Below are 12,700 nucleotides of genomic sequence, written 5' to 3'. Positions count from 1 at the left end.
AATTTGCTTGCCAACGACCATTGGTTCGATAATAACCGGCAGGCCGATACGCCGGCATTCCTGCACAAAAACGGCGTTCTGTTCGATATTCAGCGCCTCGAATTCAGCGCTGTAACCAACGAAATAGTAAATCGTGATCGCCGAAGTGCCGATCGCCAAAGCATCTTTCGCGCAGGAGGTGGCTTTCTTCTGAAATGTGCTGACCGGCAGAATGCCGCCGGGCTGATCCAGGCGCGGCATATTCATCCAATCCGCTCGGATAATCAGGGTCGGACAACCTTTGCCAGCAAACAGATCGCTCATCCGTCGAGCAGTGCCATAACTGACCAGAATTCCGTCCGGACGACCTTGAACCACTTCATCTAAAATATGACGAAGATTGGTGACATTGGGCGTCGGATCGGACATCCAGCCATGGTCGGCCGCCACGCAAACGGCTTTGCTGTCGCTCGGATTAAACAGGCGATTGAGACGGATGGTTTTTCCGGAGATTATTGACATACGCCTCCTTTGCAGGCGTGCGTCTGACGGTATAATTCTTCCAGCTCGACGGCAAAGGTGGATTCATTAATCAGCGATATGCTCAGTAAAAATCCGTTGGACAACTTTGAGAGAGGAACAGTATCCGGTAACTTATCACACTTAATAATAAGCGAGATGTCAACCCAGGCGGCGATCTCGGCCATGCTTTCCGGTGCACAGGTCGGAATAATCAAAACCTCGACGCCGGCCTCCAGCAGACAGGCAATGCCCAGTTTCACAACTGTCCCGAAATCGCGGCCGCTGATTTTTTCGCCAACCGGACAAACTTCGGCAATGACCGGCAAACCCTGCGGCTCGGCTGCGCGCGCCAGCCGCGCAATCGACTGCACATTTGCCGCTTCGAATTCGTCACCGACGCCCATGATGAAGCGCGCGCAAATGGCTTCGGCTCCCAGGCGTAAAGCATCCTCCGGATCGCAAATCATAACCCGCTGAATCGGATTTCCCGGCAGGCAAAATCCATCCGGCCGCCGATAATTGGTTGTGTCGCCAGTACGATTGGCGCCCAGCGCCGGGTACCGCCGAATAATTCGCCGGCCTTCTCCAGAAAACCGGGATTGACGATCGCTCCGTCACAGTGTTGACCCAGAACGGCGATTGTTTTATAAAAATCCCGATAACTCGTCTTCGCTCCGGTTTTCCCGGCAATCGAGAGATCGAGCCACAGGGCGCGCCGATCCTTCGGGTTAATCAGATTGCCGAGCCGGATGGCTTTTCCCGTACTGATATTCAAAAATCCTCCTTAATTCTCATTGATATCCACAGCCAGATTATAATGCCGCACTTCACCTGGTTGCAGCATTTGTAAAGTGCCGCGGTTGCGTTCGGCAACGCGTCCTTCGACGTGGCAGTTGGCCGGCTCGAGGTTTAGCACATAAACACCTTCGCCTGGCATTTTCCACTGCACAAGGCGCGGTAAGTTTTCCGTCCGCCAGATCAGCCGCACGGTTAGCGGGCGGGTCTCATTCCCGACCGGGAAATGTGGTTGATGAATGACTGCCGTGGCAGTACCATTTTCAGTGATTAAATCTTCATGGTAATAGACCCGTTCGTGAAAATTCTTTTGCGGTTCCGGCCATTGCGCGCAATCCATGACCGGGATTTCATTATCCCGCGCGATGACTTTCCGTGACGGAAAATGAATTTCCGTTTCGCCGGTCATCAGAGGGAAACCGAAATTAAAGTGATAGAGCAGCATGAATGGCGTTTCAGAGAATCCGCCTTTTTCGACAACGTTGTCAATCTCGATCCGATTTTCACCGATTTTGCTGCGGATCGTGCGGGCCAGAGTTACATTTTCGCCGAAAATGCGGCTCTGGCGGATGCGACCTTTGACCGTCATTAGATATTCGTCGCCCTGCCATTCTCCTTCGCAGCGTAACAATTCGGCCGGCAATTGATGCGCGTCGCCGTGGAGAGACAGATTTTCCGGATCATCATTACAAGGCGAACCAACCTGTGTCAGACCGCAGGTCATCACTAGACCGCCGACCGCTGTTTGTAGCCAACTAGTGGATTCACCCTGCCAGTAAGCCGGATGGACTATACCGTTCGGTGAAAGCCAGGTCAGCGAGGTACCGCAATATTCCGCCAGCCCGATGTCCATTCCACGCGAGACATTTATCTCAAAAGTCAAACCGGCGCCGGTACGCACCTGAACCTGTTCGACGCCTTCAGCTTTTCCACCTGTCAGACGGCAATGCTGCAAACCGCCGATCTGTTCGATTCGTCCGAGACATTGTTCGATTTCACGCCGCGTCATAGTTTTGCCGTACAGTTGCATAACTCAGCCTACGCGCCGGGTGTGTGGATCGGTGAAAATGTCACTCTCGTCATGGCTGGTGCTGGAAAATTCCGAAACGACCGCGCCCTCCCGACCGGCCTGGAACCAATGTAAAGTGTCCGGCGGAATCGTATACTGGCGGCCGGGTTTGAGTTCGATTTCATGAAAAACTGTATAATAATTTTCGCTGCCTTTTGGCACTTTGGCTTTGATCTTGGCCGCCGGTTCTCCGCTGACATAAAGATAAACTTTTCCCTTGCGACAGCGGAAGGTTTCCATTTTGCCGGGCTGGCCGGCATGGGACGGATGACGATGTTCCGGGCAGGTCTGGTGCGGAAACAGCACCAGTTCCTTGGCGCAATAGCGGTCGGTATTGACGTAAACCACGATTTCCAGCCCCTGCGATGCCAGTTGATTTAAACCAAAATCAACGATTTCCATCCGCTTAACTTCTTGATTCGTAATGACGATCCTGGCCGATGCCAGCATCTGTGCGACTTTGACCCGGGCGGAAGCTTCAGAAGCAAGGTCGTACATTTTTACACCTTTTAATTAATTGAATTGTTACGGTCTTTTGGTCCGTAAAGCAACCGGTCGGTTGCCTTCCAGTGCCAGTTCCGGAAGGCAGTATTCGATGGATATTTTTCCCAGCCGGATTCAAGGCGATTTTGTAAAGTATTCTAGTCGGGAATGCCGGTAGTGGCATCCAAGGCTTCGATGCTACAGGCTCCGGCGCCAACGGCAGAATTAATAGCTTGGGATGGTGAGAGGCCGTTCAAAAAAGCTGCTAGGAAACCGGCAATCGTACAATCGCCCGAACCGGTTGTGCCCATCTCTTTGACCATGAAACAGGGCGAAAGAAGTTCGCGCCCGGCCCAAGAGGCAGCATTTTGAATGAAAGATGCCAGACGCCATTGGTCGAGCGTCGTTCGCAGATAAAATCCGTCACTGCCGAGTTTCAGTCCGACGATCGCCGCGCCCCGTTTGATCAAATTGCTGGAAATTGTATTCAAGATCTGTTCATTAATAGTGCTGCTTGTACCGGATAATTGGTCAAGAGATTGTGCTTTGGTCATATATAAAATTTCGTCTAAACTTGGTAGAAAAATGTCCACATACGGCAAAAGCGCCTCAAGGATTTTATTCCAGTCGGCTTTCTCGGCAGGTGAATTCGGATCGATGGACGCCATATCCAGTGACGTGATCAGACCGGCCTTTTTGACCTTACGAAAGATCTCGACCAATTCAGCCCCGTCATTGTTATACATGCGTTTCATGATCGGTGGGTAACCGAAATGGAACAGGCGGGCACCGTACAAATCCGGCAAACCGATATCGTCCGCCCCGAAAGAATCGTTGCAGCCGGGATGATGCCAATAAGTTCGATCACGCCCGGGTGGATTCACGACGATTGTATAGGATGTACTGTCCTTACCAGAAACGATGATATTTTGTGATAAAGCAGCATCGAATGATTGGAAATATTCGATGATAGTCCGGCCGAAGAGATCATTGCCGACTTTACCAATCAGGCGCGGTGTGAGACCCAATTTATGCAGAGCAATCCCGACGTTGGAAACGACGCCGCCGGTCGAATAATGCACCCGGCCGATCGTCAGTAATTTACCGGGTTTGGTGAGATTGGGGTTGGTATCCGCCGGGAATTCCGGAATGAGATCTAAGCAAACATGCCCGGCGATGATTATTTCAGAGTTAGCAGTCAAGTCTCATTAACCTTTCAAAATGGGATATTGGCCGAATTCTGCCACGGCCTGCAACATGGCGCGGTAATTTTCAACCGGAACGTATTTAGCTACGGAATTACTCGAACCAATCGCGAAACCGCCGCCGGGCGCAATCTCGATAATACGCTTGCGAACATATTCGCGCACCTCGTCCGCCGTACCGCGCGCCAAAGGATAATCCAGATCGACCGAACCGAGCATCGCCAGGCGACCGTGCAGCCGCTTTTTCAGGTCGGTGATGTCCCAAGCTTTTGGCTCGATGGGATGAATGGCGTCGAAGCCCATGGCGATGTAATCGTCAAGCAGTGGTATCTGGTTACCGTCGGAATGGTAGAAAAACAGCTTCGCGTTGGCATGCGCCAGGGCGGCGAATTTTTCGTACCACGGAAAGAGATAACGGCGGATAACAGCCGGCGATAATATCAGGGATTCCGTGTAGGCGATGTCGTCCGAAAACCAGAATCCGCCGACAAAATCGCTCCGGCTGAATTTTTCATACATGGCCAGCTCGGCGGCGCCAATCACATCGCAAACCCGCCCGATATATTCCGGGTTCTCATACAAGTCGGTCATGAATTTTTCATAGCCCAGATTCATCCAGGCCTGTTCAAAAATGCCGCCTTCGGGGGCGAAGATCACTTTCATTCCTGATGGAAGTAATTGTTCGGCTTTTTCAATGTCGCTGTAGTCGATATTCTGCAGAAAAACAGCCAATTTTTCGTCGAAGTCGGAGGCTTTTTCAGCCTTCAGCCACGGCTGGAAAAACTCATAACGCGGTGTCAAGCGGATACAATCGTAACCAGCCCGATACCAGAATTCGATGTCTTTCGCGACGTTGAAACCGGCCTTGCGGCAATCAAGTTCGGAAGCGGAAACATTGCCCAGAAAAGCGGCTTTGATTTCAGCGTCTACCCAAAGCTCTGCCAGCGGTAAGCGATCGGGTTCACTGAAACGGACGGCTGTTTTAAGTCGGTTGAAATCGGGTTGCGGAGAGAACATATTTATTCGCTCGGATTGTTCAACGGTTCGCTGATTCCGATGGTCGGACGGACGAAAACAAGCAGCAGTTTGCCGGGCGTTGTACCGGTATTTTTTACGGAAAAATGACCGGCGGCGGCGGGAATTAGCATGGATTCAGCCCAGGCCAGCGGCATCTGACGACCGTTGGCGGTCGTTATTTTACAGCATTCGCCGCCTACCAGATTCACAGCGAAGGCGGTGCCGTTGGTGTCCATGGCAAATTCCTGATCGAATTCCACCCGATGCACTTCCCACCAGGTTTCCTTCTGGCTGGCAAGCAAATATTTTTTCCAGCCGTCACCTTCGGCAATCAGTCGAGGTTTGGCGATCAGGTGTTCTCTGACATATCTGCTGTTGCGTTCGAAACGAATATTTTGCCAGGCACGCTCGATATTGATCGGACGCAGTTTGCCGTTCAGGTCTTTGCGCATCCAGTCGTAAATCTTGAAGGTGAAAATATAAGTCGTAGCGCTAATCTCGAGCACTAAGTTATTGCGGCCGCTGCCGTGCACGGTTCCGTTCGGAATCAGAAACAGATCGTGCGGCTTGGGGGGCTCGCTGTTAACGAATTTGTCGGTGTCAATTTCGAGGCCATTTTCAACCGAATTTTGGACTGCCCGGTAAAATTCCTCCGGCCGGCAGCCGTCCGTAACGCCGATATAAACGCGCGCGTCCGGTTTGGCGTTAATGATGTAGTAAGATTCGTCCTGTGTGAAAGTTTCGCCGAAATTGCGGCGAATATAATTCGGGCGCGGATGTACCTGGATCGAAAGATTCCCGCCGTCAATCGTGTCGAGATAATCGAGCCGGATCGGCCATTCGGCGCCAAATTGCCGGGCAGCCTGCGGTCCGAGCACCTTTTCATTTTCCTGAAACATCAGGCAATCCGCAGAAAATTCCAGTCGGTTAGAACCGGATTCGATGATAATCCCGTTTTCCGGAATAATGATTTCAAAGGAGGTCGAAAGATTGACTTTGTCGAGATGAACGCCGAAATGTCCCTGCATGAATTTGCCGCCCCACGGACCGGAATAGTACCACGGCCGCACCCGGAAAGCGGATTGAGATATCTCCCGCAGCGCCGCGCGGAATTCGCTGCCTTCAATAAAAGTCAGTTGTTCGGGATTCTGCAGATCAATCAACCGGTCGATCCGTGGTAAAAGCCGCCTCTTTAAGCGATTGAGAGCCGGCCAGTCCACGAAATAAGCGTGTTTGTAAAACTCTTCAAAATCAGGGTTACGAGAGGAGCCAAAATTGGTTGTCAGACTTTTTTTGGCATTTTCCTGGATAATGTCTTTCGGAATGTCAATGTACCAGAGTTTGTCCCAGAGTTCGACCAAAGCCGCTCCAGTGCCATAGAAAATCGTCAATTCGCCCGGCTTGGCACTGCGTGCCATTGCCGCCCGGATGCGCAAATCCGCGATTTTTTCTGCATCGAAAAAGATTTCCGGTCCGAACGGAAACTGGGTTCCGAAGAGCCGGTCGTCGCCGCCCAGGAAAGGTTTGATTTTCGGGAGGAAATCCTTTGCTTCGGCGAGGCAATTTCCGACATCGTGCCATTCCGGTTTTACATTCGTTTTTGCCAGAGCAAGTTCCAGATTGCGCCGGAAAGTATTCCAATCCACGCCCTGAAAACCGTCGATGACCAAAACGCGCAGACCATCACTAATTTCACCTTTAAGCGATTTGGCTAATGCGGAATAACCGCTCGCAATCAGATTGTCGGCGATGCGGAAAGCCGGAAACGGATTGTACAAACCGCGCGCATATTCGGTGGCATCCTGCGGAATTGGGACGGCAAACGGCGGGGCAATTTTTGAATTCATACAGTGGAATCTCCGGTAGTCGGTTTATCGAGCAGCGGATGAAAAGCGGCTCCGAGCGCGGCGGCGCGGTTGCCGAGCGCGGCGGCTTTGATTTTGACGGTTTGGCGTGGGAAAGTCCAGGCCATGCCATGTACCATTTCAGTTAAATCCGGTAAAATCAGATCGGCTGAATTAAGCACTCCGCCGCCGAGCACAACCGTTTCCGGGCCGTAGGCATGAATGGCATTGACAATACCAAGTGCCAAATCCTGCAGAAAAGCCTGCAAGGTCGGGAGATATTCGATTTTTCCGAGGCGGACAGCCTCGAAGAAAACCGGCAACGGCTCGGAATATTGCTCCAGTTCCGCATGCGCCGTCTTAACGCGCTGACTAAAAGCCGTAGCTGAGCAGTACAATTCCAGACAGCCACGACTGCCGCACGGACAGGGCGGACCATTGCGATCAATGCTGATATGACCGCCGAGTAATCCGCCGACCGGATCGGCACCGAAGTAAGGAAGACCATTCAAAATCAGCGCCGAACCGAAACCGGTTCCCAGCGTCATGCAGAGCATCGGATTACTGCCCTGACCGGCCCCGAACCGCCACTCGCCCCAGGCATAAGCACGGGCGTCATTATCAACGATAAATGGTACGTTCAGGGCTTTTTGAAAAGCCTGTTTCAGATTGACTCCGGCCAGCAACTGACCGGCGCCGATGTCATTATGTAAAATTCCGGTTCGGGGCTCGACCAAACCCTTGATGGCTAATCCACCGCATTCTATCTGATAATCAAACGAAAAATCACGGGCAGCCGTCGTCAGATTATCAAGTAAATTACCAGAGCGGCTCAGTTCGGCGAGTTTTTGTTCACGAAAGGCGACTTCGGCACCATTGCTGTCGAAAATGCCAAACTTAACATTCGTGCCGCCGTAATCAATTCCCAGTCGCAAACCGGCCATCATTATTTCCCAAAATAATCTTCCAGAGCGTCAATCAAATGCCGGCGCCAGTTGCCCCAGGTATGCCCTTCGTGATATTCGCGATGAATCACTTCATAACCTTTTTCATCCAGCACGGCTTTCAGGCGGCGGGCGGCTTCGCAGAAATCGCCCTCATCCTGAGGCAGGAAGCTGGCTCCCACCCGTCGTTCGTAATTGCCGGCGTCAATCCGGAAACAAACGTTCTTTTTTTCAGCATCGGCGATCATGTGAATCAAGGAATCTTTCTGGAAGGAATAATAACCGGACTGACCGTAAGCCAATCCGAAAATGTCCGGTCGCCGGAAACCAATAAATACTGACACTAGGCCGCCGAAAGAATCGCCGCAAACCAGCCGGGCGGAGGGTTTCTTAATTGTGCTGTAAGTTTTATCAATGAACGGCACCAGCTCGCCGCACAAGAAGTCCACGTATTTTTCATTCAGACCATATTCGGTCATGCGGTTCGGTATTTCGCCCTTGAAACGGTTGGGCGGCTGGATGAAAACGGCCATTAACGGTCGAATTTGACCGTTCTGAATCAGATTGTCCAGCATTACCGGGATATGGCAGAATTCGATGTAATCCTGTCCGTCCTGCAGATAAAGCACCGGGTATTTCTGCGATTCGTTATAGTTGGGCGGCAAATAGACGAAAATGTCATGTGAATAGCCGAGAATTTGCGATTCGTGTACGATTTTAGTAACCTGACTAAGGTCGCTCTTTTTGCCATATTTGAACGGCTCAAAAATCGGGTGGCGTTCGTACTTCGGCATTGCCAGTTCGGAGAACGGGCCGAAACCATTCAGGACTTTGTAGGGATTGAGCGGATCCGGGAACGGAAAACCGGTTTTTGTGACGGCCAAGCCATATTCCAGGCGCGCGTCGGGTTCCAGTACCATGCGTTTAAATTTCAGGTCAATGCCGGGAATGGTTTCCATTTCCCAAAAATCGGTCCAGAGCGTCATGTCGCCGTCAATGACGATATTGGAGTCATTGCCCTGGTAAAGCAGGACGACGGTTGAATCGTTTTCGAAAATCGGATACTTGCCTTTGCGAACCGCCTGAACCAGTTCGTTGGCAGCGATCTGGCGCTCCAGCGGATTTTCGATGGTCTTGATCTTGGCTTCAAATTTCTGGAAAATGAAATTGTGGGCCTGATTACACTGCATGACAAATCCTCCCAAAATGCAAATAAGCAGAGTTGAAATGCTAAAATATTTACTCATCTTTTCCAACCTCCCGGATACCTGATTGGGTTACATTGAAACGTTTGCCGTGATAACGCAGATTATGCAACTCGGCTTTCGGGTCAAAAACGCCGAAATCCGGTTTGGCTATGATGTCATTAAGTCCGGCCTGAACGCCGAAAATCGACTCGATGATGACATTGATCCAGGCTCCGCCGCCCGATACAGCCCAGTCGCATAGATAGGGGTAATCGTAGGGGCATTTGCGGGCGCCGCCGTCTTCGGGCGTCACAATCGACTCGATAAATTGCGCCTGTCCGAACGGGCCCTGATTGGCACTGCGCGCGACGCCTTTTATCCATTCGAAAGCGACGTTGCCGTGTCCGATTTTATAGAGTGCTCCGGCGGCCTGCGGCGGCCAGGCCGGATAGCCACCATTCCACTGGTGATCGGGCCGTGGGCTGAACATCGTGTTGTCGTCGTAGGCTGACATCGCCCGAATCCAGGTTTCAGTTTTGAGTTCCTCGTTGAAGAATCGGAACATTTCAGTTTTTTGGGAGGCCGTCAGGTCGTCACCGATTGTATTAATCGTTGTGAAAAAATCGTAGCAATGGCGCACTTCGACCATTTTGCCATCTGGAAAACGGGCGTGCCAGAAACCGGCGCCAGGTTTGTATAATTTCTGAACTTCGGGTAGCAGTGTCGCGGCTTCTGCGCGGTATTTCCGGGCTTTTTCGGGCTGACCGGACAGGTCGAGCAGGTCGGCCATAAAACGTAGGTTAAAGACATTGCCGGCATTCAGGCTGGCGACTTCGTGAATATAGGTGCTGACACATTCCAGCAGGTTGTTGATGCTGCCGTAATCGGCAAGGCCGTGTTTGCTTTTGAAGAAATTCCAGCTGTCGGCGTGTTTCTGCAGATGTTCGAGGACGATTTTAGGTCCGGAGTCGTTAATCTGCGCCCCGTCAATTTTTTTCGTGAGCCAGTCTTTCCGGCCGTTCCAGCGCAGGAAATAGCTCGACATTGACAGCATCGCATAATCATTGACCGAATACCATGGCCCGACCGGACCGCCGGTCAGATAATCCGAACCGAAGTGGTGATGTATATCCATTTGCATCCAATGCTCGAGATATTTCTGCATGACGTCTGGATCGAGTAGGGAGTGGACTAACTGACTGAGATGATAGTCCCAGAGGAAAGTCGTGGTCAGCCAGTAACGCGGCATGAGCGAGTCATAAGCGCGCCCATAAACCGAATAGGGATTGTCGCGTTTGAAATAAACGACGCTCAGGATGCCCATGAGATAAAGTTTCAGGATATCTTTATCGTCGGTGAATAGGATTGGCAGATAACCGGAGTAGCGATTATTGCCGGGCGTAAAAATCGCCTTTAGTTCCGCATTCCAGTCGTTTTCGGTTTTTAATATTGCAGCGTTTGGGCTAGCGCTGATTTCATCATACTGGGTAATGATATTATTTATATTCTCGCCGACGATACTCAGGTAATACAATGTTTTAGTTTCACCAGCGGCGAGTGCCAAATGACTGTCTATCCAGGCCGGATTTACATTTTCGGCGAATGGAAAAACGCCCTGAATCTGGAAAGCCTGGCTGTTACGCGCCTTGAATATAACGGCCGCGTGGGTCGCGTCCGTTTCAATGATATTACCGTCTTCACTGGGCGGGATGAAAGAATTCCATTTTGTAATCGTGCGTGTAATTGATCCGGCGAGACCGAATTTAACGGCGACGGTCCGATTATTTCCCGAACGGTTTTCGACTTTCAGCCGAATGATGACTCCGTTTTTACCGGTCAGCATGACCGTTTCCGACTGCAGAAACAGGCCACGAAATTCGGCCGTGCGAATAATCTTATCCGGTCGCCAGTAAAATGTCACCGGTGTTCCGGTGGCCGGGAAATATAAACCTTCGATAAAAAGGCCGGCGGTCAGTAATTGTCCCGAGCCGAACGGTGGAAAATTCAGACTGCGAATACCGGTCAGGTCAATGTCGGCCTGCACCGTGCCGACGAAATTTGTCAGTCCCGGCGGATTGAAAACGTCCCCGAAACGGTGCGTCATCGGACTGCTAATCAAATCGTTAACTTGCGGAATCATATCAGAAATTGCTCCAGACAAAATAGACAGTTGAAAATTTAGCTATATTAGAGACGATTTTAGGCATGCTTTAACAACACCGAGATAATTTTCTTTTTTGAAACAGTGATTTTAATCCGGCACGGATCGTCTATTTTAATTTCCAAGGCTGGCTCTTCGTTCAGATCCAGAGCAACTGCCTGGTTTACCGGGAATTTCAGCTGTAAAAGAGCCTCGACGGTGTCTTCGGATGGGTTGTAGAAACGCGCCACATAGTCCTGGCCGGACTCGGACTTTTCCAAGGCGGTCAGGTAAAGTGTTTCCGGCTCGATTTTCAGGAAGGATTCGCATTTGGTCAAGCCTTTTCCGGCAAAGCGCCCGTGGTGGACGCTCATCACCGGGTATTTATGTTCACGCTCGTGTCGCAGGACACCGGCGGTCTGCCAGTCGCCGGAATAGAAAAATAAGTCCAATTCGTAATGCTGAATGCCCAGGCATTGCGAACCTTCATTGCCAACTCGTTCGACCAAATCTTCGCGAGCGATACCGGACATTTTCGGGTAACCGAAGCCGCGCAATAATGTCATCGCAACCGTCCCGCTTTCATTGTCGAAAACTTCATATTCCGGTAGGCCGAAATTCAGCACGGCCAGGCCACGTTTGCCGTTTTCGACCCAGACGCCGCCGTTGTTGGGCTGGGTGCCGGTGTACGGTTCCAGCCAATCGGAAGTGTCCGGCAGGAAAACGGCGCGTTCAAGCACGTCGAACTGGCCGCTGGAAATGGATTTCTCAGGACGAAACCCGCTGTCGAACATGATGCGCAGGCGGTGATCTTTGATGGTATTATCGAGGTCAATGGCCAGATGCAGTTTGGGATCGCCCTTGTGTAATGTGATAAAAGTAGTGATCGGTAATTCCTTTTCAACGGCGCTGCGTTTTTTCGTGCTGCGGATGACTTCGGCGGGCAGATTCATTTTAATTTTAATGGCGAAAGTCGTGGTCAGCGGGCCGTCGCAAACCTGCCTGATTTCGGCGGAATTGCCCAGCGAATTGTAAATCAAATTGCCGTCGCCGACCGGCGGAATGCGTGACCACGGATCACCGGATTCGCCGCAATCCTCGAACCAGAGCAGATTCGGGTAAACCGCACCACTATTTTTATCGGTAATGGTCAGAGTACCATTCGGCTCAATCTTTACTTTCAGGAATTCATTCTCGAGAGTGTTAGTGGCTGTGATCTGCGAACCGTAATTGGATTTGCGGCCTTCTTCCGGTTTGACAGTGAAGGTTTTAAAGCCGAGGGCCGGCAGATTTTTCGCCTCGAAAGCCACTTTCCACTTGGTCGTGTAATACGAGGTCGGCAGTTCATGCGGCTCAATCGGGATCACGTAACTTTCCTCGAGGGAAAGCACCTGGTGACTGACCTTTTGGCCCTGATCGTCGTAGATCGAGAAGGCGCGATATAATTTTTCACGCGGGAAGTCGATAAATACCTGTGGAGCTTCATTGCGTTCAAACGGCAGTGGATTAAAAACC

Annotated in this window: 12 protein-coding genes; all 12 read right to left on the bottom strand. The window is 51.2% G+C overall.

Features of this window, described 5'->3' with window-relative positions; genetic code table 11:
* Positions 1 to 501 (bottom strand): hypothetical protein (locus COT43_10270; GenBank protein PIS27499.1); only part of this gene is annotated, 501 nt, incomplete at its 3' end.
* On the bottom strand, positions 492 to 968 hold the full coding sequence (locus tag COT43_10265; GenBank protein PIS27498.1) for a hypothetical protein: 477 nt from the start codon (positions 966 to 968) through the stop codon (positions 492 to 494). The genes COT43_10270 and COT43_10265, both read right to left, overlap by 10 nt.
* A complete protein-coding gene (locus tag COT43_10260; protein PIS27497.1) occupies positions 965 to 1,276 on the bottom strand; it encodes a hypothetical protein in 312 nt (103 codons plus the stop codon). The genes COT43_10265 and COT43_10260 overlap by 4 nt, the downstream gene beginning before the upstream one ends.
* 9 nt (positions 1,277 to 1,285) lie before the next feature.
* Positions 1,286 to 2,326 carry a DUF4432 domain-containing protein gene (locus COT43_10255; GenBank protein PIS27496.1) on the bottom strand — a complete coding sequence of 347 codons (1,041 nt, stop codon included), beginning with the start codon at positions 2,324 to 2,326 and terminating at the stop codon, positions 1,286 to 1,288.
* A 3-nt stretch (positions 2,327 to 2,329) separates the two neighbouring features.
* Positions 2,330 to 2,863, bottom strand: a complete 534-nt coding sequence (locus COT43_10250) for a D-lyxose/D-mannose family sugar isomerase (GenBank protein ID PIS27495.1) — start codon at positions 2,861 to 2,863, stop codon at positions 2,330 to 2,332.
* Between the two features lie 143 nt (positions 2,864 to 3,006).
* Entirely contained in the window at positions 3,007 to 4,050 is a 1,044-nt protein-coding gene (locus COT43_10245; protein PIS27494.1) for a carbohydrate kinase family protein, read from the bottom strand.
* A 6-nt stretch (positions 4,051 to 4,056) separates the two neighbouring features.
* Positions 4,057 to 5,070, bottom strand: a complete 1,014-nt coding sequence (locus COT43_10240; protein ID PIS27493.1) for a hypothetical protein — start codon at positions 5,068 to 5,070, stop codon at positions 4,057 to 4,059.
* A 2-nt stretch (positions 5,071 to 5,072) separates the two neighbouring features.
* A complete protein-coding gene (locus tag COT43_10235) occupies positions 5,073 to 6,917 on the bottom strand; it encodes a hypothetical protein (GenBank protein ID PIS27492.1) in 1,845 nt (614 codons plus the stop codon).
* Positions 6,914 to 7,861, bottom strand: coding sequence for a hypothetical protein (locus COT43_10230; protein PIS27491.1), 948 nt, complete (start codon positions 7,859 to 7,861; stop codon positions 6,914 to 6,916). Before COT43_10230 ends, COT43_10235 begins: the two co-directional genes overlap by 4 nt.
* Positions 7,861 to 9,105: a hypothetical protein gene (locus COT43_10225; GenBank protein ID PIS27490.1), complete on the bottom strand. Its 1,245-nt coding sequence runs from the start codon at positions 9,103 to 9,105 to the stop codon at positions 7,861 to 7,863. Before COT43_10225 ends, COT43_10230 begins: the two co-directional genes overlap by 1 nt.
* Entirely contained in the window at positions 9,098 to 11,185 is a 2,088-nt protein-coding gene (locus tag COT43_10220) for a hypothetical protein (GenBank protein PIS27489.1), read from the bottom strand. Before COT43_10220 ends, COT43_10225 begins: the two co-directional genes overlap by 8 nt.
* Positions 11,186 to 11,244: 59 nt before the next feature.
* Positions 11,245 to 12,700: hypothetical protein (locus COT43_10215; protein PIS27488.1), on the bottom strand; the 1,456-nt coding region annotated here is incomplete at its 5' end.

It is taken from the genome of Candidatus Marinimicrobia bacterium CG08_land_8_20_14_0_20_45_22, assembly GCA_002774355.1.
Lineage (GTDB): Bacteria > Fidelibacterota > UBA2242 > UBA2242 > UBA2242 > 0-14-0-20-45-22.
Note: the sequence above shows the minus strand (reverse complement) of the source record. Positions and strands in the feature narration are given on the sequence as shown.

What these genes read in the sequence shown, in the direction of transcription:
- COT43_10265 (PIS27498.1), bottom strand. Translation starts at nt 968, where the DNA reads ATGATTTGCGATCCGGAGGATGCTTTACGCCTGGGAGCCGAAGCCATT.
- COT43_10235 (PIS27492.1), bottom strand. Translation starts at nt 6,917, where the DNA reads ATGAATTCAAAAATTGCCCCGCCGTTTGCCGTCCCAATTCCGCAGGAT.
- COT43_10220 (PIS27489.1), bottom strand. Translation starts at nt 11,185, where the DNA reads ATGATTCCGCAAGTTAACGATTTGATTAGCAGTCCGATGACGCACCGT.
- COT43_10240 (PIS27493.1), bottom strand. Translation starts at nt 5,070, where the DNA reads ATGTTCTCTCCGCAACCCGATTTCAACCGACTTAAAACAGCCGTCCGT.
- COT43_10250 (PIS27495.1), bottom strand. Translation starts at nt 2,863, where the DNA reads ATGTACGACCTTGCTTCTGAAGCTTCCGCCCGGGTCAAAGTCGCACAG.
- COT43_10230 (PIS27491.1), bottom strand. Translation starts at nt 7,861, where the DNA reads ATGATGGCCGGTTTGCGACTGGGAATTGATTACGGCGGCACGAATGTT.
- COT43_10255 (PIS27496.1), bottom strand. Translation starts at nt 2,326, where the DNA reads ATGCAACTGTACGGCAAAACTATGACGCGGCGTGAAATCGAACAATGT.
- COT43_10225 (PIS27490.1), bottom strand. Translation starts at nt 9,105, where the DNA reads ATGAGTAAATATTTTAGCATTTCAACTCTGCTTATTTGCATTTTGGGA.